The following is a 20,660-nucleotide window of genomic DNA, read 5'->3' as shown; positions in this document are numbered from 1 at the left end:
ACCACCGCCACGACCAGGAAGATGCTGGTGCCGATGAGCAGCGGGTCGGAGCCATCCGGGCCCGGCAGGAAGACGGGAAGCCGGTGCGGTGCGGCCGGGTGCATCGATACGGTCACGGGGGTGTCCCCTCTGCATCCTGCAGGACGGCCTCGATCGTCGCGAAGCGCGAGACGCCGCCGACCTCCTCGGCGAAGCCGTCGCGCCGCAGCAGGTCTCGGATCCGCCCATGCGCACCGGTGATCGTGAAGCGGATGTCCCGGCCCGCAAGGCTCGCATGCAGCTTCCGCAGCATCCCGAGCGCCGAGAGATCCATGTGCGGCGCGGCGGAAAGGTCACAGACCACCAGCCGGACGGAACCGTGCGGCTGGGCGGCCAGCCGCGCCAGCACCGCATCCCGGACGTTCTCCGCATTCACGTAGAGCAGCGAGCCTTCCGGCCGGAAGGCGAGAACGCCGCGAATCGGTTCGTTCTCGGGATGGCGCGCCATGTCGCTGTAGTGCGCCGTGCCGGGAGCGCGGCCGAGGAAGGCGACATGTGGCCGGCTCGCCCGGAGGAGCATCATCACCAGCGAGGCAAGCGCCGCGAGCAGGATGCCTTGCAGGATGCCGAGCAGCAGCACGCCGACGAGCGCGACGGCGGCGGCGGCGAAATCCACGCGGCTCACGCGCCAGAGGCGCAGGAGTTCGGGGACATTGATCAGGCCCGCCACAGCGGTCAGGACTATGGCGGCCAGCGTCGCCTTCGGGAGGTTCGCAAGGAGCCCGGTGAGGAACAGCAGGCAGACGCCGAGCGTCGCCGAGGCGACCACCAGCGTCAGCGGCGTCCGCGATCCCGCCTTCTCGGCGACCGCGGATTGCGAGAGCCCGCCGGCGACAGGATAGCCGTGGCCAAGGCCCGCCATCAGGTTCGCGGCGCCGATGCCGAGGAATTCCTGGCGCGGGTTCAGCGCGTAGCCGTGCTTCTCCGCGAAGCTGCGCGCCGCGGAAACCCCCTCGATATAGGCGAGCAGCAGGCAGCCGGCGGCGAGCGGCACGATGCCCTCCACATCCGAGATGCGCAGCGAGGGCAGGCCAAGTTCGGGAAGTCCTGCCGGGATGATGCCGGTGACCACTACGCCCTGCGCGGCCAGGCCGAACAGGCTCGCGGCGAGGATCGACAGGACGACCACGGCAAGCGCGACAGGCCGCCCGGGCAGCGCCCTGCCCCCCGCGACCAGCAGCGCAAGGCCCGCCAGTCCGACGCCGAGGGTGGTCGCGTCGAGTTGCGGCAACTGGTCGGACAGCTTCACGAGGCGCTCGATCGTGTTCTGGCCGCCGCCCGGCACGCCGAAGAAGGCCGGCAGCTGCGTCACCGCGATGGTGATGCCCGCGCCCGCCTTGAAGCCGACCAGGATGCTGTCGCTGATCAGCTTCACCAGGACGCTGAGCCGCAGCGCCCAGGAGAGCAGGCAGAGCAGCGCGACGGTGAAGGCGGCGAGGCTCGCGATCTCGGCGTAGCGCGCCGCATCCCCGCCGGCCATCGCGCCGACATTCGCGGCGACCATCAGCGAGATCGCCGAGGTCGGCCCGATGGCGAGGTGGCGGGAGGAGCCGAGCAGCGCGTAGCCCAGTCCGCCCAGCATGTAGCCATAGACGCCGACCTGCGGCGGAAGCCCCGCCAGTGTGGCGTAGGCCAGCGCGACGGGCAGCGCGTAGGCGGCGAGCGTCACGCCGGCCACGAGGTCGCCGCGGGCGGCGTCGGACGAATAGCCACGCAGCCATCGGAGCGGCGGGAACAGCGCGGCCAGGCCAGCCTCTGTCTTGCGTGCCGGCGCCCGTTGCCCTGCGGCCATCACGCCCTCCTGCACGCGGCGCCGGTTCCGTGCGCGAGCCAGGCCGCGCGGCGCGGCGCCGCCGCTGGACGTGTCACGGACCGCTTCATGCGCATCCTGCTCCCCCTCGCGCCGGGTGCCTCACGCCTCGGAGCGGATCTCGATGCGGCCGGCGCGCACCGCGGCGACCATCGCCTCGTGGTCGCGCTCGGCCTGGTCGGCATAGGCGGCGGCGAAATCCGCCATCGCGTCCTCGAAGGCCTCGCTGTCGCCCATATAGGCGCTGAGCAGCACCGGATCGCCCGAGCGGCAATGCGCCCGCGCCAAGGTCATCCCCGTGTAGCGGGCATAGACCTTGGTGCCGGAGGGGATCGCGACCTCGATCTGCGGCTTGATCTTCACGTCGTTCAACTGCCGGACATAGAGGTTCGGATGCCCCTTGCCGGCACCGGTGAGCCAACCGAGGAACATGTCGCTCGCGCCCTGCATCAGCCGCTGGCCCTGCACCACGCGCTCACCCGGGTGCGCGATGGGGTTCTCGCCGGCAAAGGGCTCCAGCACCGATCGGCGCGCCTCCTTCACTTGCAGGAACAGCGGGTCGCCGTTGCCCGACATCAGCAGGACGACGGCGCAGAGCGTGCCGACGCTGCCAACGCCCACGACCTTGATCGCGATGTCCACGAGCCTGTAGCGATCGAGCAGCGTGGCGACCGAAGGCAGCACCGACTCCTTGTAGCGACGGAAGGATTCGGCGACGTCGTCGCGGAAGTACCGGCCGCGCTCGTCGTCGAGGTGGTAGATCAGCGGCTGCTGATCCCGGATGCGCGGCTCCGGTCGGCTGCGCACGGCGAGCTTCTCGAATTCCAGCTCGTGGCTGGAGGTCACGGTGCCGTCCTTGACCTTCTTCTGGAGCTTCTTCTGCAGCGTGGTGTTGCCTGTCGCCTCCAGCAGCTCCTCCAGGTCGAAGCTGTCGTACCAGGCTTCCAGGATGGGCATCTCCGCGTAGCGCGCCATGCGCTTGCGGTAGGCGCGGGCGGCCCGCCAGGCGCATTCGCGCGTGTCGTCGAGCGAGAAGTTCCGGTAGCGGCCGAGCAGCACGAAGCTCGCGACCAGACGCTTCACGTCCCACTCCCAGGGCGCGGGGGAGGTCTCGTCGAAGTCGTTGATGTCGAACACGACGCGCCGTTCCGGCGTCGCGAAGCCGCCGAAATTCACCGCGTGGCAGTCGCCGCAGGCCTGCACATGGATGCCGGTGGACGGCGTGCGCGACAGGTCCGCCGCCATGATGCCGGCCGAGCCGCGATAGAAGGCGAAGGGGTTGGCGAGCATGCGGCCGTAGCGGATCGGCACCAGGTGCTCGATGCGCCCCGTGCTGCTCTCGACCAGCAGGTCGATCGGGTCGTGCTTGCGCTGCGCCGCGCGCCAGGCGGCGTGGTCCTTCAGCGGCGTGTGCTTCGCCAGGGCGCGGCCCGCGGCCTGGCGATCGCGCACGGCCGCGGTCTGCGGCGGGGGCGCGCCGGCCGCGCGATGCGCGGCGCCGCCCGCCTTCGCCGATTGCTTGTCCTGGCTACGCCGATCCTTGTCCTTCGACGCCTTTGACATCTCAGTCCGGTCCCTCATGGGTGGGGTTGGCCCCGCGATGGATGCTCGCCGGGCGCGCGTGCTCGCGTCAGGCATGCTCACCTCCCGTCGCGCCGTCCGCCCGGATCGGGCGCTCGCCTCGCGCGTGGACCCTTCGCGTCGCCGACACCGCACGACGCCGATGCGCAGACGACACCTAGCACCGCGGCAGCGCGCCGAAGCGGACGCGTCGGCGTCCTTGGGGTAAGTTACGGTGACATGCGGTGCTGTGCGGCCGCCCGTCGCCCGGGCCTCCATCCTGCAGGCCGGTGGGGCGGCGGGCGCCCCGAAGGCCGAGTGGCACCCCCCCGCCTTGCTCCGGCCTTCACCGCTCGGGCGCGACCGAACGCGGCGGCGTCGCGGATTTACGGTAACGTACTGCGCCGCCGCACCTCCGGGATCATGCTGCGATCCGCCCGCGAAGCTTGGCCCGCATGAACGAGACACGACGGTTCCGACACGACGCGTCGAGGGCGGTTGCACCGCCGCCGTCCCCGCGATCCTGACGCCCATGGAAGGCATGGACGGCCCCCTCGCCCTGGCGCTCAAGGTTCTGCTGGTGATCTTCATGGCGGGATCGCTGCTCGAGATGGGGCTCGGGCTGAGCGTGACGGAGGCGCTGAAGGGGCTGCGCAATGCGCGCTTCCTGGCCCATGGCGTGCTGTTCGCCTTCGTGCTCGGGCCGCTCCTCGCCTGGCTGCTGACCCGCGTCCTCCCGCTCGCCGAGCCCTATGCGATCGGGCTGCTGCTGCTCGGCATGACACCCTGCGCGCCCTTCCTGCCGACGATGGTGGACCGTGCGCATGGCGACATCGGCTATGCGCCTGCCATGCTGCTGCTCTGCGCCGTCGGCACGCTGGCCCTGATGCCGGTCGGGGTGCCGCTGCTGGTGCCCGGCCTCGCCGTGGACGCCTGGACGATCGCACGGCCGCTGCTGGGCATGGTGTTGCTTCCGCTGCTGGCCGGACTGGCCGTGTTCCGAGCCGCACCATCCTTCGCAACGGTGGTCCGGCCCGTGGCCAGGCGCGTGAGCGGGATCGCCGCGGTCGGGCTGCTGGCGGTCTGCCTCCTGCTCTACGGGCGGGGCTTCGCCAGCACCTTCGGCACCTTCGCGATCGGCGCGCAGATCCTGTTCCTGGCGCTGCTCACCGCGGCGGGCTACGCCATCCCGCAAGGCCTCGCGCAGGCGCAGCGCAGCGTGCTCGGGCTCGGCCTCTGCACGCGGAACCTGGGCGCCGCCGTCGCGCCGCTGCTCGCCGTGGCAGGGCTGGACCAGCGCGCGGTCGTCATGGTGGTGCTCGGCGTGCCGGTGCAGATCGCCTGCAGCCTCGCGGCCGCCGCCTGGTTCGCGCGCGATGCGAAGCGCGCCCCGCGCTGAAGGACACGCCGCATGCCGGTCTGGCTCATTCCCATGGTCTACACGGCGGTCAGCCTGGTCTGCGCCCTCTTGCTGCCGCGCGTCGAACACGCGATGGCCCTGCCCATCGACCTCGGGATCTCGGCCGCCGCGGCGCTTGCGGTGCTGTCCTCGATCGCGTCGGGGATGATGGCGCTGACCGGCATCGTCTTCTCCATCGCCTTCGTCATGCTGCAGTTCAGCGCCGTGACGTACTCGCCGCGCTTCGCCAACCGCTTCGCGCGCGATCCCGTGCTGTTCCACGCGCTCGGCATCTTCTTCGCGACCTTCACCTATGCGCTCGCCGCGACCGCCTGGTCCGACCGCGGCGGGTCCGGCCAGGTGCCGGCCGTCTCGACGGTGCTCGCCGTCGCGCTGCTGTTCGCCAGCCTGATGGCCTTCGGTCTCCTGATGCGGCGGCTGGGCGACCTGCAGATCGCGAACACGCTGCGCTACATCGGCGACAAGGGGCGCGCCATCATCGAGGAGAGCCTGGCCGCCTCTGCGCAGGGCAGTGACGGCCCCGGCGCGGGCCGGGCCGTCGCGGGGCCGCCGGCTGCGCCGGTGACGCAGATCCTGCGCCATGCCGGTCCGCCGGGCTACGTCCAGCGCTACGACGTCCCCGCCCTCATCGCCCTCGCGCAGGGTGCGGGCGCGTGCATCAAGATCGAATGCGCCGTCGGCGACATGATGATGGACGGCAGCGTGATGCTGCGCGTGCTCGGCGGCCGCGGGACAGTGCCCGAGACCGCCCTGCGGCGCGCGATCAGGCTCGGTGCCGACCGCACCTTCGAGCAGGACCCGAAATACCCGATCCGCCTGCTGGTGGACATCGCGATCAAGGCGCTGTCGCCGGCGATCAACGACCCGACCACGGCGGTGCAGGCGCTCGACCAGATCGAGGACCTGCTGCGCCGCCTCGCGCGACACGACCTGGAGGACGGGCGCCTGGCCGATGCAGAGGGCGTGGTCCGCGTCGTTTTTCCGACGCCGGACTGGGACGACTACCTGGCGCTCGCCTTCGACGAGATACGCTTCTTCGGCGCCACCTCGGTGCAGGTCATGCGGCGGCTACGCTCGGCACTCCGCGGCCTCGCGGAGTTGGTCGGCGACAGCGCGCGCGCCGAGGGCGTGCAGCGCTACCTCGAGCATGTGGACGCGGTGATCGAGCACTCGGCCTTCGACGAGCGCGACCGCCTGGCCGCCCGGCAGGAGGATCCGCAGGGCCTCGGCCTGACGCGGTAGCAGCCGGCCCGCAGCTCTCGGGCTCCGGTGGCGACGCGGCAGGCTACCGCGGCATGCCGCGCGCCGATGCCGCCTCGAGGGCCTGGTCGATCCGCAAGCCGGGCATCGCGCGCTGCCGCCCGGGGCTTTCACGCGGGCAGCCCGTTTCACGGCCGGGCAAGCCGGCCTTCCGGAGGCCCTCGATCATGGCGGCGACGATGTCCGGGTGGGCGTTGCGCGCCATCAGATCGGCCTTCGCGTGGTCTCCATAGGCGGGGTCGATCCGAAGGATCGCCTGGACCGCCGCCTCGGCCTCGGCGGCTAGGCCGAGCTCCGCCGCGGCGGACGCCACGACGACGAAGGCCGGTATGGCATGCTCGACCGTCATGCGCCGCATTTCCGCGAGGGCCTCCGCGTGGCGGCCCTGCATGTAGTGGTAGAGCGCCAGCCCGATCCGGTAATTGCCGGGCTGGGCCGGATTGCGCGCGTAGGAGTCCCGCAGCAGCGGCAATGCCTCGTCCCACTGCATCAGGACCGCGTGACGGAGGCCGAGATCGGACATGATCTCGGTGTCGTTCGGGTTGAGCGATAGACCGGTGCGGAGTTCGGCGAGCCCGCCGGCGACGTCGCCGCCGAACCAATAGGCGAGCGCAAGTGCGTGGTGGCCGCGGCTGCAATGCGGCGCGAGCTCCACGGCCCGAAGCGCCAGATCCCGTGCGCGCTTGAGGAGGTCGGCCGCCGTGCGCGACGGCTCGTGGCCGAAGCGCAGCAGGTTCACATGGACCTGCGACAGGCAAGCGAAGGCTTCCGCATAGTCCGGATCGCGCCGGATCGCCTGTTCCAGCCCATCCTGGACCGAGCGGATCAGGGCGCGGTCGTAGGTCCGCCAGTACTGGTAGAACCTGATCACGCTGTCATAGGAGGAAAAGCTCCCCGGCGGCTTGCCCTCCACCTCGCGCGCGCGCTCGCTGAAGATCACGCCATAGGGTTGGGCGAGGCTGCGCACCACGCTGTTCGCCACCTCGTCCCGCACGCGCAGGATCTCGCCCGGCTCGAGGGTGCGATCGAAGGTGCCGCCCCAGATGTAGCGGCCCGTGCGCGCGTCGCTCAGCAGCGCTTCCAGCACGAACCGGTCGGCGGTGAGCGCCGTGCCGCCCGCCAGCAGGAGGTCGAAGTCCAGCGCGCCGCCGGGCGCTGCGCCCTCGCCCTGCGCGGCTTCGTGGCTGAAGGCGGTGTCGGCGCCGAAGACGAAGAGGTCGGTGAAGCGCGTCAACCCGACGATCACCTGGCGCGTCAGACCGCGGCTGAAGTTCGGGAACGAGGAGTGGTCGCCCTCCTCCTCGAAAGGGCGAACCAGTATGGCGCAGCCACGGCGGCTGTCCGTGCGGCACGGCGCGAGCGGTGCGGCCGCCGGCACGGGCGCGCTTGCCGAGTGCGTTGAGAAGGCGGGCACATATCCGCCGCGCGGGATGGCGATCCGGACGCCATCGGCTCGCCCGGCGGTGAGGTAGTAGCGCTCGAGCGCGCGCCGCAGCCGCCCGGCCTCAATGCGGACGATGGAGTCGACCTGGGGGTCGAAATCCGCCGCCCGGCCGAAGACCGACGTGGCGATAGTGTAGGCCTTGATGCGGTCGGCGCGACCGCTCAGCGCTTCCTCGACCACGTAGCTGAGGAAGTTCCGGTTCCGATCGGATGCCTCGAAGTCGTGGGACGCAAGGATGCGACGCAGTTCTTCACGAACCGCAGACGCATCGTCCTTGCGCACGCCCTCATCCATCCCGACCCCACGTCCCGCGATCACGCGGTGCCCGCAGGACTCATATATACCACAACTAATTTAGATTCAGCGAAATTTAACGCCGGACGAAACCGTGCAGCCGCCGGCCGGGCGCGGCGGACCGGCAGAACTAACAGTGACGTACTTCGCCATGGGCGGATGCCGCCGTCTCCTGACCCGGATGATCCAGCCGTGGCCGACTAGGTTTCTGGGAGTCAGGGAGCCATGCCCGACGAGCCCGCAATCCGCTCCGATCTGGACTGGGTACTTTCCCGATTTCCGGAGAAGGCGGCGCTGGTCCGGCGCCTGTTCGAGACGCAGCCTTCCTTCCGCAGCGCCTGCGAGGACTACCGCCTGGCGCGGCAGGGCCTCTCGGCCTTCGAGGAACGGCTCTCCGCAAGCGGGCCGCGCGCCGAGATCGCCGAATACCGGACGCTCGTCAGCGAACTCGAGAGCGAGCTCCTGGCGATGCTCAGCACCGCCGGCGACGGGACCCGGCCGCCGGGCGCCGCCCTGCCTGACACCATCCAATGAGAGCGACGGCCCGGGCGCCCGCCCCGGAGATCCGCGGAAGGAGGCGCATGCGACAGCTTCGAGGCATTCGCGCGATACTGGCGAGCGGGGTGTGCAGCGCCGTGCTGCTCGCGTCGCCGGCTGCCCACGCCCAGAGCAACGAGGAACTCCTCCGCCGCCTGGACGCGATGCAGCGGCGCATGGATGAGCTGGAGACGGCGTTGCGCGAAGCCACGCGCGCGCCCAGGCCGGCGGCGCAGGCTCCCGCAGCCGCGGTCGCGCCCCCTCGCGCGCCGCGGCCGAGCCCGCCGCCGGCCGCCATTGCCCAGGCGGCCGCGCCCGTCGGCACGCCGGCACCCGCGCCGGCCGCTGCCCCCCGCGTGACGCGCGAGGAGGTGGACGAGGCGCTGCGCGGCAGCATGCCGAATTCCTGGCGCATCCCCGGCACGGACACCTCCGTGCGGCTGTATGGCTTCGTGAAGGCGAACCTGTTCAGCGACCTCGACATGGTGAACCGCAGCGACGCGCCCTCGGTGCAGGGCATCCCGCTGATCGGCAGCGCCGCGACGCAGCAATCCGGTGACACACAGTTCAGCGCAAGGCGGTCGCGCATCGGCTTCGACACCTCGACGCCGACGGGCCTGGGCCCAGCGACAACCAAGATCGAATTCGACTTCGCCGGCGACCAGCCGAGCCCGTCGGGCGCGGCGACGTCTTCCGGCTATATGCCGCGCCTGCGCCAGGCCTATGTGCAGCTGGGCGGCGACGTCTTCAGCGTGCTGGTCGGCCAGGCGAACAGCGTCTGGAACGACGGCTTCATCGAGACACTGACCGACTCGACCTTCGTCAACGCCTCGGCGGTGCGCCAGGCGCAGATACGCGTGACGGGTAGGCTGGCGCAGGGCCTGACCGGCCAGCTTTCGCTCGAGGCGCCCTACACCGACTACACGAGCAATGCGGGCGTCTTCTATCCCGACAGCAGCCTTGACGGCGGCGCGAGCCCGTCCACCACGACGTTCCCCGACCTCGTCGGGCGGCTGACCTATCGCGGCGACTTCGGCGATGTCTCGCTACGCGGGCTGCTCAGGCAGCTGAGCATCGACACCAACGGCACGAACGCCACGCCGAAGGGCACGGCAGATACCCTCGGCTGGGGCTTCGCCGCGGGAACCAACCTCAACCTGCGCGGGCTCTGGCGCGGCTTCGGCGCCGACCAGGTCAGCCTCATGGCCTACTACGGCGAGGGTATCGGCCGCTACTTCGACGCCACCACATCGGGCCAGTCCGCATTCAGCAACATCGGCCTGCCGGGCGTCACCGACGTCTCGTTGGCGCCCGTGCCGACTTACGGCGCATCGATCGGCTATCGCCACTACTGGATTCCGACGCTGCGGAGCAACGCGGCGTACGGCTACGCGCGCGTCGACAATCCTGCCTTCGTCTCGCAATTCGCTGCCGGCGGATCCGGGGCGACGGCGGCCAACCGCGACATGCAGATGGGCGTGGTCAATCTGATCTGGAGTCCCTTCGCCACAGAGCGCGACGACCGGATCAGCAATGGCTGGCTCGATGTCGGCATCGAATACATCTACTTCCGCCGCGACCTGCAGGACGGGTCCATCGCCGCGCCAGTCGGCCAGGGCGGGTACGGCATCGAGCAGCGCATCCAGGCATCGGCGATCGCCCGCTTCTAGCAGCGGGCGGAACAGCGACCACGACGAAACGGAGCGTCACATGAGCAGCAGCGCACCACGCATCGACCAGTTCACGCTGGCGCATGCGGGCCGGGCCGATGGCTGGCGGGACCTGACACACCTGGCCGATGCCTGGGCGCGCGGGGCCGCCGCACGTTCGGACGTCGAGGCCGCGATGTCGGCGCTCGGGCCCACGGAGGCCTTCCACGCCTATCCCGGTCCGCGTCTGTTCGGCGTGCTGGCGGAGCGGGTCGCCAGCGACGATGCGGGCGGCGTCGCGCGCCTGGTGCGCCGCATCTCCAACGCGCTGCTCACGCGTTCCTACCGTACCCGGCAGAGCGAGTGGGATGTCCACGACGACCGCGTCGGGTCCGAACTGGCGGAGGTGTTGCCGCCCGCCCTCGACGAGGACGTGAGCGGCCACCGACCCTATTTCGAGGCGCTGTTCGTCACCAGCCAGCCGGCATCGCGCTGGCCCATCCTGGCCGCGGAGATCCGCCGCGTCCGCCGGCCAGAGGACTCTTTCATCTACGAGCCCGTCTTCGTCGGCTCCTTCGAGGACGCCTTCTGCGCGGCCGCGATCAACACCGCGATCGCCTCCGTCGTCATCGCCGAAGGCTTCCCCTATCGCTCGCGCCACGATGCGCCCGTGCTGCGGGCGGTGCTGGAGCCGTTCGGCGAGCCGGAAAGCACCGACGTCTCCGCGCTCCGCCTGGCAGGTTCGCTGAAGCGCATCCGGCCCGAGCTCGACATCTTCCTGCTCTCCGACCGGGAGGTTGAGGAGCTTGCCGGCAATCCGGCCGCCGATTGCGTCCGGCGTATCTTCTACGCCATCGAGGAGCCGCTGGAGCTGCACCTGGCCGTGCTCGAAGGCGTGCGCGACCGCTACGAGACGCCGTTCTTCGACAACCTGAAGCGCTATGCGCAACGCCCGATCGGCACCTTCCACGCGCTGCCGATCGCGCGCGGCAAGTCGGTGTTCCGCTCCGACTGGATCCGAGACATGGGCGAGTTCTACGGCATCAACCTGTTCCTGGCGGAGAGCAGCGCGACCACCGGCGGCCTAGACAGCCTTCTCGAGCCCACCGGCAACATCAAGAAGGCGCAGGACATGGCGGCGCGCGCCTTCGGCGCCGACCACGTCTTCTTCGTCACCAACGGCACCTCCACCAGCAACAAGATGGCGGTGCAGGCGCTCACCAAGCCGGGCGACATCGTCGTGGTGGACCGCAACTGCCACAAGTCGCACCACTACGGCATGGTGCTGACGGGCGCTCAGCCCTTCTACGTCGAGGCCTTCCCGATGACGGAGTACTCGATGTACGGCGCGGTGCCGCTGCGCACGATCAAGCGCGCGCTGCTGACGCTGCGCGCCGAGGGCCGGCTGGACCGGCTGAAGATGCTGGACCTGACCAACTGCACCTTCGACGGGCACATGTACAACGTCCGCCGGGTGATGGAGGAATGCCTGGCGATCAAGCCGGACCTCATCTTCCTGTGGGACGAGGCGTGGTCCGGCTTCGCGCGCTTCTCGCCCTTCCTGCGCCCGCGCACCGCGATGGGCGCGGCCGCCGACATCGAGGCCTGGATGCGCGACCCCGCCTCCGTGGCGGCGTACGAGAAGCAGCGCGCGGCACTCGGCGAGAACCCGACCGACGAGGCGCTGCTCGAGACCCGGCTGATCCCCGATCCGCGCCAGGTGCGGCTGAGGGTCTACCAGACCAATTCGACGCACAAGTCCATGTCCGCGATCCGCCAGGGCTCGATGCTGCTGGTGAAGGACGTGGACTTCCACACGGTGGAGGCGCAGTTCCACGAAGCGGTCTTCACGCATGCCTCCACCAGCCCGAACCAGCAGCTCATCGCCAGCCTCGACGTCGCGCGGCGGCAGATGGAGCTGGAGGGCTACGGCCTCGTGATGAACGCCATCGAGATCGCGCTGTCGATCCGCCGGGCGGTCAACGAGCATCCGCTGATCTCGCGCTACTTCCGCGTGCTGGGGGCGGACGCGATGATCCCAGCGGAGTACCGGCAGTCGGGTTTCACGGACTACCTCTCGCCGGGCGTCAACTGGGCGACCGTTGCGCAGGCCATGCGGGAGGACGAGTTCTACCTCGATCCGACGCGCATGACGCTGGTGTGTGGCACCGCGGGCTTCGACGGCACGCAGTTCAAGGGCCTGCTGGCCAGCGAGTACGACATCCAGCTCAACAAGACCTCGCGCAACTCGGTGCTGCTGCAGTCCAACATCAACAACACGCGCAGCGACGTGGCGCACCTGATCCGCGTGCTGGTGGAGATCTGCCACGGCATCGAGAAGCGGCTGGAGAGCGGCGGCGAGGCGGCGCGGCAGGCCTTCGAAGCCCGCGTGAAGGCGCTGATGACCGACGTGCCGGACCTGCCCAACTTCTCCCGCTTCCACGAGGTGTTCCGCGACGATGCGGGGCGGGATTCGCCGGAAGGCGACATGCGCACCGCCTTCTTCGGCGCGTATGAGCCGGAGCTGTGCGAATACGTCCCGCTGTTCGGCGCCGAATGCGACCGGCGCCTGCGCGAAGGGCCTGAGATGGTCTCGGCCAACTTCGTGATCCCCTACCCGCCGGGCTTCCCGATCATGGTGCCCGGCCAGGTGCTGACGCAGGAGACGATCGACTTCATGCGCAAGCTCGACGTGAAGGAGATCCATGGCTACGAGCGCGAGCACGGCCTCAAGCTACTGAAGCCCGACGCCATCGCCGCCCGGTCGAAGCGCTGAGGAGCCGACTGCGATGGACGCCTTCTTCGCCTGGATCGCCGCCAACCCCTTCATCCTGCTCTTCGTCACCGTCGGCATGGCCGTGTGGCTGGGGCGGCAGAGCGTCGCCGGCTACGGCCTCGGCATGGTCGCGGCGGCGATCATCGTGGGCTGCGGCCTGTCCGTCTGGGCCTCGCTCTACGGCCACAAGCTGGAGCTGAACAGCTTCACCAAGAGCCTGTTCTACTACCTGTTCATGTACGGCGTCGGGCTCCGCGTCGGCCCGTCCTTCGTGAACAGCCTGGGCGGCGACGGCATCAAGTTCACGGTGCTCGCTGTCGTCTCCTGCTTCGTCGGGCTTCTGCTCGTCGTCGCCGGCGTCAACCTGCTGGACCTGCCGCCCGGCGCAGCCGGCGGCATCCTGGCGGGCTCGCAGACCATGTCGGCCGCGATCGGCTCGGCCGAGCAGGCGGTGACGGCCGGCGCCGTCGCGCTGCCGCCGGGGACCGACCCGAACAGCGTCACCGCGATGATCGCGCTGTCCTACGGCATCACCTACATCTGGGGCACGGTCGGCATCATCCTGATCACGAAGTACCTGCCGAAATGGTGGGGCCTGGATGCGAAGGCTGCGGCGCGGGACTACGAGAAGGAGCACGGCGTCGCCTCCGGCGACACGCCCGCGCTGTCGGGCTGGACGGCGGGCGGGCTGCGCGCCTACCGGCTCGAGAACGAGGCCTGGGTCGGGCGCACCATGCAGGACATCCTGCGCGAGAACCCCGAATACCGCTTCGTCAATTTGGTGCGCGACGGCCAGGCGCTCGGCGCGCTGGATCACGAGCGCCTGCAGCGGGGCGACATCATCGCCCTCGGTGGGCGGCGCGAGGCGATGACGGAGAAGATGGGCCTGATCGGCCCGGAGGTCTCGGATCGGACGGCACTCGACCTGCCGCTGGACCGCGCCGAGATCCTCGTGACCAACAAGGAGATGCTGAAGAAGACGCGCGAGGAATGGCGGGCGCAGCCGGGCGTGGATCAGATCCAGGTGGTTTCGCTCGAGCGTGGCGGCGTGCCGATCCCCATCGGCAACGACACGACGCTGCAGCGCATGGACCTCGTCACCGTGGTCGGGCTGAAATCCGCGGTGCAGAAGGTTGGCGACGCCTTCGGCCGTGTCGTGCGCCCCTCCACGGCGACCGACCTGCTGACCCTCTCGCTCGGCATGATCCTCGGCTTCCTGATCGGCGCCATCGAGTTTCCCGCCTTCGGGGCCAAGGTGGGGCTCGGCAACGCTGGCGGGCTGCTGGTGTCCGGCGTGATCGTCTCCTCCCTCTCCTCGCGGCTGCGCTTCTTCGGCAACACGCCGGCCGCCGCGCGCAACGTGCTCGAGGATCTCGGCCTGATCGTCTTCGTGGCGATCGTCGGCATCAACGCCGGCAACTCGCTGCTGGCGCAGCTGACCGGCGTGCTGGCGGTGAAGATCTTCCTCGTGGGCTTCGTCGCCTGCAGCGCGCCGCCCTTCATCGTCTGGATGGTCGGCCTCTACGTCTTCAAGTTCAACCCGGCGATCCTGATGGGCGGCGTCGCGGGCGCGCGAAGCCATTCCGGCCCCTGCCGGGAAGCGGCGGTGGAGATCCAGTCCAACGTACCGTGGATCGGCTTCCCGGTGGCCTATGCGGTCTCCGGCGTGCTGCTCACGGTGTTCGGCTACTTCGCCATGGTGTTGGCGCAGTAGGCCACGGGGCGTCGCGTCGCAAGCGAAGAGGCGCTGCCGCGGGCCGTCCCGCGGCAGCTCCCGCCACCGAAAATGGGAGCACGCCTTGATGGTACGCTACGAGTTGGATGAGCTGACGACGCTTCTGGTCGGCATCGCTGCCCTGTTCGCCGGCAAGGCCATCCGGCAGTCCATACCTCTGCTGCGCCGGATCGACATGCCCAATGCGGTGGTCGGCGCCTCGCTCGTCTCGCTGCTCGTGCTGTTCGGGCAGCTCGCGCTCGACGTGGATGTCGCTTTCGGAGCGCGGACGCGAGACGCGCTGCTTCTGATCTTCTTCACGACCATCGGTCTCTCGGCGAAGCTGAGTGCGCTGCTCAGCGGCGGCAAGCCGCTTCTGATCCTCTGCGTCGTGACCGTCTTGGCGCTGATGGCGCAGAACCTCGGCGGCGCGGCCTTCGCCAACGCGTGGGGCACGCACCCGGCCTATGGCGTGCTTGCCGGGTCGCTCTCCTTCGTCGGCGGGCCCGGAACCGCGATGGCCTGGGCGAAGGAGCTCGAAGCGCAGGGACTCGCGGGTGCGCAGATCGTCGGCGTCGGGGCGGCGACGCTGGCGGTTATCAGCGGCGCGCTGGTTGCCGGGCCGATCACCGGCTGGATCATCCAGCGGCACCGCCTCGCCTCCACGGATGCTCCCGCCGGACCGGTCGCCTCGGCGGCGGCGCCCGAGGAACCGAAGGAGGGCGGCGACCACCTCGAATCGCTTCTGGCGTCGGTCTTCGTGATCGCGCTCGCGGTGTATGTGGGAGAGCATCTGAACGACCTCGCGCGCTCCGCAGGATTGCTGCTTCCAGGCTTCCTGTCGGCGATGATCGCCGGTGTCGTCATCACCAACCTGGCCGATGCGCTGAAGCTGCCGCTCGCCTTCGCGCCGATCGAGCGCGGCGGCGCGATCGCCCTCCAGCTGTTCCTGGTGATCGCGCTCATGGCCACGCCGCTGATCTCGGTGGCGCAGATCCTGCTTCCCCTGGTCATCAACGTCGTGATCCAGATCGGGGTGACGGTTGCGATCGCCTATTTCGTCCTCTTCCGCCTGCTGGGCCGCGACTATGAGGCGGCAGTGACCGCCGGCGGCTTCCTCGGCTTCGGCCTGTCCTCGATGCCGGTCGCCATGGCGACCATGGATGAGGTGACGCGGCGCTACGGGCCTGCGCCGAAGGCCTTCCTGCTGATCACACTGGCCGGGTCGTTCTTTGTCGATCTGGCCAATGCATTCGTGGCCAAGGGGTTCCTCGCCCTGCCGTTCTTCGCCATCGCGCGATGATGCCCGGGCAGCAGGCAAGGGCGCCAACACCGGCGCACCTGCCCTGGATCTGACCGCGCGGGGGGGCGGCGATGCTCGAATGGCTCAGCCATTTCCTGGAGAGGTATCCGGAATTCGCCGGCTTCTGGCGATCGGCATCGGCTACTGGTTCGGCGCGCTGAAGTTCGGCGGCTTCAGCTTCGGCGCGGTCACCGGCTCGCTCTTCGCCGGCGTGCTGATCGGCCAGTTCGCGCATGTCCCGGTCTCCTCGCAGGCGAAGTCCTTCCTGTTCCTGCTGTTCCTCTTCGGCATCGGCTATTCCGTCGGGCCGCAATTCATGTCCGCGCTGAAGCGCGACGGGGTGCGGCCCATCGCGCTGGCCGCGCTCATGTCCGTCACCGGCCTCGCCGTGGCCTATGTCGTGGCGCGCATCCTCGGACTCGATGCCGGTTTCGCGGCCGGGCTCGTCCCCGGCGCGCTGACCGAGAGTCCCGCGATGGGCACCGCGACGGAGGCGATCAACGCGCTGCCGCTGGCGGAGGCCGAACGCGCCAGGCTCGTGGCGCACATCGCGGTGGCGGATGCGGTCTGCTACCTGTTCGGCGCGCTCGGCGTGATCTTCTTCTGCGGCACGCTCGGGCCCCGGCTGCTCGGTATCGACCTGCAGGCCGAGGCGCTGGCCCTCGAGAAGCAGCTCGGGATCGTGCGGGCCCGGCCCGGCGTCTTCTCCGCCTGGCGGCGGGTGGAGGTGCGCGCCTTCGGCATCCCGCCCGGCTCGCCGGTCGCCGGGCTCACCCTCGCCGAGGCGCGGAATCTCAAGCCGGGCCACCGGCTCTACATCCAGCGCATCCGGCGTGACGGCGAGATCATCCCGGCCGAACCTTCGCTGCGGCTGGAGGCGGGCGACGTGGTCGCGCTCGCCGGCCTGCGCGAAGTGCTGATCGGCGAGATCGGCCCGCTGGCGGAAGAGGTCGAGGATCGCGAGCTGCTCGACATCCCCGTCGCCGTGCGGCAGGTGCTCGTCGCGCGCGCCGAGACCGCGGGGCGCAGCCTCGGCGAGCTCGCGGAGACGGACTGGGCGCGCAGCATCTACCTCAACGGCGTCACCCGCGGCGGCGAGGCCATCCCGCCCTCGCTCGAGACGATCGTCGAGCGCGGCGACCTGCTGAGCATCGTCGGCCCCGAGGGGGCGATGGAGGACGTCGCAAGGCGCATCGGCCCGCTGGTGCAGCCGACCGAGGCGACCGATTTCGTCGTGCTCGGCCTCGCCATCTTCCTGGGCGGCGTGGTGGGCGTGCTGGTGCAGCTGCCGATCGGCGGCATGCACATCTCGCTCAGCACCAGCGTCGGCACGCTGCTGGCGGGGCTGCTGGTCGGGCATCTGCGCACCCGACTGCCGCTGTTCGGGCGCATCCCGGACGGTGCGATCTCGCTGATGACCTCGCTCGGCCTCGCTGCGTTCGTTGCCATGACCGGGCTGCATGCCGGCCCGATCTTCTTCGAGGCGCTTGCCGAGGCGGGCATCGGCCTGTTCCTCGGCGGCATTCTGGTCACGCTCGCGCCGCTCTTCGTCGGCCTCTATGCCGGCCGCTACCTGCTGCGGATGAACCCGGTGTTGGTGCTTGGCAGCCTGGCCGGGGCGCAGACCATGACGGCCGGCCTCGCCGCCGTGCAGGACAAGTCGGGCAGCCCGGTCGCGGTGCTGGGCTACACCCCCGCGGTGCCGATCGGGCACATCCTGCTGACCACCTGGGGCACCGTCATCGTCGCCCTGGTCACAGGATGAGCGGCGATGCGGCGTGGACGGCGCTTCGGCACATGCGGCACCGGAGCCGGGCCACGGATCGGAGCACGACATGATCCGCCACGCGCCGCGCCGGGCGCTGCTGATCGCTGTCGGCGGAGTGTTCCTCGGCGCCGCAGGGGATCCGAACCCGGATGCGAGCCTCTGGATCGAGGAGATCCGGATCGGCCTGTTCGGCCGCACCGGTGCGATCGGCGGCGGCCGGCTGCGCTACCGGGGCGAGGTGCGCGCCTTCGCCATCGAGGGGCTCAGTGCGGCCGGTGTCGGCGTGACCACCGTGCGGGCGCAGGGCGAGGTGTTCGATCTCCGGCGCCTGTCCGACTTTCCCGGCACCTACACCGCCTTCGACGGCAGCCGCAGCCCGGCCGACGGGCCGGTCGAGGTCCACTGGCTGCGCAACCCGCGCGGCGTCCGCCTGCGCCTGCGTTCGGCACGCAGGCAAGAAGATCAAAGGCCGCAAGCGCCACGCCATGGTGGACACCGACGGGCGCGGCCTGACGCTGGACAACCATCCGGCCAGCATCCAAGACCGCGACGGTGCGCCGCCGTTGATGCGGTTGTCGCGCTGCCGCTGGCCATTCGTGCAACTCGCCTTCATGGATAGCGGCTACGCCGGAGACCGCGTCGCCGGTGCCACCACCATCCGCGTCGAGATCGTGCGCAAGCCCAAGGGGCAGATCGGCTTCGCCGTCCACGCGCGCCGCTGGGTGGTCGAACGCTTCTTCGCGTGGATCGGCCGCAACCGACGCCTCGCCAAGGACTTCGAGGCCACCATCGCTTCCGCCAACGCCTTCCTCTACGCCGCTTCCGTCATCATCCTGCTACGCCGCATCGCACGTTCCGTGTGAGATTCGAGACAGACTCTTAGTGGGGACATCCGCGGCCAGTGTAGAGAAGTTGTTATCGGTCAGGTGTTTCCTGAGGCGCTTGGCGCCATCGGAGAAGCGCACTGCCTCTGCTTCCTGCTCCTTCCTGAGCTTGCGAGGCAGGGTACTTCGCAGGTACTCCTGCACTCGCCGACTACGCTGGCCGAGGTGCTGGAGGGGCCGAAGGCCAGTCACTTCCGCGAGCGCCCTGGCGAGGTCATTCGCCTCGTCGAACCTGATGTGCGGTACCCGGTGCAGCATCACAGCCGCAAGCTCGATCGACCGGGCCGGCGCGCCCAACGCCGCGGCTAAATCCCCACATTCGGCGCCGTCGATCGAGAGCATCTCCGCGATGGTGCCTCGGGGCCGGCGTTCGAGGCGGCGCTCTACGACCATCGAGCCGCTGCCGTCCGCGCGCTCAAGGCTTAGGCGGACGGCGGTCCGCACACGGGGCACACCCCCGACCGACCGAAGTTCGTCGGCAGTGGGCATCGGGACTATCGGAGGTAGTTGGAATCACGAGCTCCAGGCGGAAAATGACCGTGGTGCTCATCTGACACATGGAAGGCAGTGTCCACGCCAGGCTTCGCCGGCGCTGTCTGCGGCCGCTGGATCAGCCCCGTCAGAACCCAGGAGATCGCGTTAGCTAGGGAGCTCTTTCCGGCGCCGTTTCGCCCACGGCAGGCGACCAGCCCCTTCATTAGGTCGAGGCGGAGCGGCGCCGGGTTCGCGCCGTCAGAGGTGCAGTGCGCGTGCAGGCCGCCGAACTGCTCAATCTCGACAAGCACGGGCAGCCACACCACAGCGCTGCGTCGCGTCGGCACCGGCGCCTCGGTGTCCGCCTGATCGGGGGCGGCGAGGGCGTCTATCAGTTCCCGGACCTCGGGCTCCGTGACGTTGTTCGGCGCCGACCATCAAAGCTGCCGTCTGTTCGCGTAGAAGGCCAACGCTGTCCGAGCGGCCGTCGGAAGGACGCGGGCACCGCTGCCTTGGGCGTCGATCGGTCGCCCGGAGATCAGCGACGAGACCAGTTCGTCCAGCGTCAACCGCGCAATATCGGAAAGCTGTTCGGACAATCCCGCCTCGAGCATAAACCGCCCTCGGAATGTCCGATTCGGTCATCGTAGGGCGTTGCGAGAATGTCCCGCAGCGCATCCCTGCGCAATCAAGAGTAGCGGTAGGGCGGTCGCATTCTCCCCGGGGGGGCGAGGTCGCGACGCTAAACGATGCTACTCACACCCCGCGCACGTCATCACCCCGCGCCGCTCACGCGCCGGCTCGATGACGTAGCCTCAACGCAGGCAGTTCGCGCCCTCGTCGCTCGCGTCGAACGGATCTGCGAAGCGCCTGATTGGCGCTGCGGCCGCCTGCTTGCGAGGCCGCCCACGACCGCGACGGCTTGCAATGACGGGCGTCGGGTCAAGGACGACAGGTGCGGCTTCAGCCGCAAGCGTCGACGGCGACCGCGGGGGCATGATGTGAAAGGTCGGTTCGACCGGCACACTAACGGGCGGCTGCGGTGCGGCAGGACGCGGAGGCGCTTGCTTGGCCGGGAAGCCATCGTCCCACGCTGCGGCCCGAACTCCGAAGGACGAATGACGCGGCTCGCCGGCGGGACGGGGCGTTGCGCCGGACCGAACATGCACGACCTCGATGGTCCTGCTGCTGCGGGTGCCACGCTGAGGAATGATACGAGTCCCGCGCCGACCGGTGGATGCAGACTTCTCGTCGCGAAAGCTGGCGAACACGTCGTCGATGTCGGACATGGATCTCCATATGTGTCAGTGGCTTGGGCTTCCTAGGCCTGCCTGCCGAGGCTCGGGGGCCAGGAGAAAGTTGAGCAGCCGAATCGCCCGAGCAGTCAGAATGCTGAATTCCAGGGCAGGGTCCTGCAGAGAACGATTCGCAATCAATGACTTAAGCTTGAGGGTAAAATCGGGCTACCCTCAAGGTTCGGAGACTCCCCGCTCTCCGGGGCACGAATTCGGCCTTCGTTCCGCCTGCGCACCCTCAAGGTCTGCGCGAAAACATCGGCCACACGGGCGCATATTCGCGGCGTGACCGGCAGCGGAGAGAGTTGAACGAAGGACCGACTGGAGCGGGCGAAGGGATTCGAACCCTCGACCCCGACCTTGGCAAGGTCGTGCTCTACCCCTGAGCTACGCCCGCGCTCCGTGCGGAGGCCGGGCTTTTAGCATCCCGGAT

The 20,660-nt window shown here is 69.6% G+C and carries 14 protein-coding genes, 1 tRNA gene and 1 pseudogene; 9 read left to right on the top strand and 7 right to left on the bottom strand.

All coding sequences use genetic code 11. From position 1 onward, the window contains the following. Positions 1-112 precede the first annotated feature (112 nt). Positions 113-1,831: a SulP family inorganic anion transporter gene (locus E4T13_RS23270; protein ID WP_137180722.1), complete on the bottom strand. Its 1,719-nt coding sequence runs from the start codon at positions 1,829-1,831 to the stop codon at positions 113-115. A 120-nt stretch (positions 1,832-1,951) separates the two neighbouring features. Beyond that, positions 1,952-3,412 carry a DUF2252 domain-containing protein gene (locus E4T13_RS23265; RefSeq protein ID WP_137180721.1) on the bottom strand — a complete coding sequence of 487 codons (1,461 nt, stop codon included), beginning with the start codon at positions 3,410-3,412 and terminating at the stop codon, positions 1,952-1,954. A 538-nt stretch (positions 3,413-3,950) separates the two neighbouring features. On the opposite strand from E4T13_RS23265, the gene E4T13_RS23260 reads away from it, so the two are divergent. Both E4T13_RS23260 and E4T13_RS23255 read left to right on the top strand, forming a co-directional pair. Then, complete coding sequence (locus E4T13_RS23260) at positions 3,951-4,808, top strand: hypothetical protein (RefSeq protein ID WP_170985179.1); 858 nt, start codon at positions 3,951-3,953, stop codon at positions 4,806-4,808. A gap of 12 nt (positions 4,809-4,820) precedes the next feature. After that, positions 4,821-6,071 (top strand): DUF2254 domain-containing protein, encoded by a 1,251-nt coding sequence (locus E4T13_RS23255; RefSeq protein WP_137180719.1) that lies wholly within the window; start codon positions 4,821-4,823, stop codon positions 6,069-6,071. 43 nt (positions 6,072-6,114) lie between these two features. On the opposite strand, the gene E4T13_RS23250 is transcribed toward E4T13_RS23255, so the two are convergent. Continuing rightward, positions 6,115-7,827 (bottom strand): hypothetical protein, encoded by a 1,713-nt coding sequence (locus E4T13_RS23250; protein WP_137180718.1) that lies wholly within the window; start codon positions 7,825-7,827, stop codon positions 6,115-6,117. 225 nt (positions 7,828-8,052) lie between these two features. On the opposite strand from E4T13_RS23250, the gene E4T13_RS23245 reads away from it, so the two are divergent. The 7 genes and pseudogenes from E4T13_RS23245 to E4T13_RS23210 form a co-directional block, all read left to right on the top strand. Next, a complete protein-coding gene (locus E4T13_RS23245; protein WP_137180717.1) occupies positions 8,053-8,361 on the top strand; it encodes a hypothetical protein in 309 nt (102 codons plus the stop codon). 47 nt (positions 8,362-8,408) lie between these two features. Continuing rightward, the gene (locus tag E4T13_RS23235) at positions 8,409-10,034 is read left to right on the top strand and encodes a DcaP family trimeric outer membrane transporter (RefSeq protein WP_170985178.1); all 1,626 of its coding nucleotides are present in this window, start codon (positions 8,409-8,411) and stop codon (positions 10,032-10,034) included. 40 nt (positions 10,035-10,074) lie between these two features. After that, entirely contained in the window at positions 10,075-12,789 is a 2,715-nt protein-coding gene (locus E4T13_RS23230) for a beta-eliminating lyase-related protein (RefSeq protein ID WP_137180714.1), read from the top strand. A 13-nt stretch (positions 12,790-12,802) separates the two neighbouring features. Continuing rightward, positions 12,803-14,503, top strand: a complete 1,701-nt coding sequence (locus E4T13_RS23225) for an aspartate:alanine exchanger family transporter (protein ID WP_137180713.1) — start codon at positions 12,803-12,805, stop codon at positions 14,501-14,503. 88 nt (positions 14,504-14,591) lie between these two features. Further along, on the top strand, positions 14,592-15,806 hold the full coding sequence (locus E4T13_RS23220) for a sodium/glutamate symporter (protein ID WP_240791277.1): 1,215 nt from the start codon (positions 14,592-14,594) through the stop codon (positions 15,804-15,806). 79 nt (positions 15,807-15,885) lie between these two features. Further along, positions 15,886-17,571 (top strand): TrkA C-terminal domain-containing protein, encoded by a 1,686-nt coding sequence (locus E4T13_RS23215; protein WP_206030276.1) that lies wholly within the window; start codon positions 15,886-15,888, stop codon positions 17,569-17,571. 452 nt (positions 17,572-18,023) lie between these two features. Then, positions 18,024-18,437, top strand: a pseudogene (locus tag E4T13_RS23210) (transposase); the annotation flags it as partial. On the opposite strand, the gene E4T13_RS23205 reads toward E4T13_RS23210, so the two are convergent. The 4 genes from E4T13_RS23205 to E4T13_RS23190 form a co-directional block, all read right to left on the bottom strand. Further along, a complete protein-coding gene (locus E4T13_RS23205) occupies positions 18,411-18,947 on the bottom strand; it encodes a hypothetical protein (protein WP_137180711.1) in 537 nt (178 codons plus the stop codon). The pseudogene E4T13_RS23210 and the gene E4T13_RS23205 overlap by 27 nt on opposite strands. Positions 18,948-18,952: 5 nt before the next feature. Continuing rightward, positions 18,953-19,156, bottom strand: coding sequence for an ATP-binding protein (locus E4T13_RS31035; protein WP_368773296.1), 204 nt, complete (start codon positions 19,154-19,156; stop codon positions 18,953-18,955). A 591-nt stretch (positions 19,157-19,747) separates the two neighbouring features. Next, positions 19,748-20,221 carry a hypothetical protein gene (locus tag E4T13_RS23195; RefSeq protein ID WP_137180709.1) on the bottom strand — a complete coding sequence of 158 codons (474 nt, stop codon included), beginning with the start codon at positions 20,219-20,221 and terminating at the stop codon, positions 19,748-19,750. 328 nt (positions 20,222-20,549) lie between these two features. Further along, positions 20,550-20,624, bottom strand: a tRNA-Gly gene (locus E4T13_RS23190). Positions 20,625-20,660: the final 36 nt, after the last annotated feature.

Origin of the sequence: Roseomonas sp. AR75 (assembly GCF_005222815.1) — a bacterium.
Taxonomy (GTDB): domain Bacteria; phylum Pseudomonadota; class Alphaproteobacteria; order Acetobacterales; family Acetobacteraceae; genus Falsiroseomonas.
The sequence above is the reverse complement of the archived record's forward strand: the minus strand, read 5'-3'. Positions and strand labels throughout refer to the sequence as shown.

Bases quoted from the DNA above. Each gene is read 5' to 3' on its own strand.
- E4T13_RS23250 (WP_137180718.1), bottom strand. From the start codon at position 7,827: ATGGATGAGGGCGTGCGCAAGGACGATGCGTCTGCGGTTCGTGAAGAA.
- E4T13_RS23230 (WP_137180714.1), top strand. From the start codon at position 10,075: ATGAGCAGCAGCGCACCACGCATCGACCAGTTCACGCTGGCGCATGCG.
- E4T13_RS23255 (WP_137180719.1), top strand. From the start codon at position 4,821: ATGCCGGTCTGGCTCATTCCCATGGTCTACACGGCGGTCAGCCTGGTC.
- E4T13_RS23205 (WP_137180711.1), bottom strand. From the start codon at position 18,947: ATGCCCACTGCCGACGAACTTCGGTCGGTCGGGGGTGTGCCCCGTGTG.
- E4T13_RS23215 (WP_206030276.1), top strand. From the start codon at position 15,886: ATGGCTCAGCCATTTCCTGGAGAGGTATCCGGAATTCGCCGGCTTCTG.
- E4T13_RS31035 (WP_368773296.1), bottom strand. From the start codon at position 19,156: ATGAAGGGGCTGGTCGCCTGCCGTGGGCGAAACGGCGCCGGAAAGAGC.
- E4T13_RS23220 (WP_240791277.1), top strand. From the start codon at position 14,592: ATGGTACGCTACGAGTTGGATGAGCTGACGACGCTTCTGGTCGGCATC.
- E4T13_RS23270 (WP_137180722.1), bottom strand. From the start codon at position 1,831: ATGGCCGCAGGGCAACGGGCGCCGGCACGCAAGACAGAGGCTGGCCTG.
- E4T13_RS23245 (WP_137180717.1), top strand. From the start codon at position 8,053: ATGCCCGACGAGCCCGCAATCCGCTCCGATCTGGACTGGGTACTTTCC.
- E4T13_RS23260 (WP_170985179.1), top strand. From the start codon at position 3,951: ATGGACGGCCCCCTCGCCCTGGCGCTCAAGGTTCTGCTGGTGATCTTC.
- E4T13_RS23265 (WP_137180721.1), bottom strand. From the start codon at position 3,412: ATGTCAAAGGCGTCGAAGGACAAGGATCGGCGTAGCCAGGACAAGCAA.
- E4T13_RS23195 (WP_137180709.1), bottom strand. From the start codon at position 20,221: ATGTCCGACATCGACGACGTGTTCGCCAGCTTTCGCGACGAGAAGTCT.
- E4T13_RS23225 (WP_137180713.1), top strand. From the start codon at position 12,803: ATGGACGCCTTCTTCGCCTGGATCGCCGCCAACCCCTTCATCCTGCTC.
- E4T13_RS23235 (WP_170985178.1), top strand. From the start codon at position 8,409: ATGCGACAGCTTCGAGGCATTCGCGCGATACTGGCGAGCGGGGTGTGC.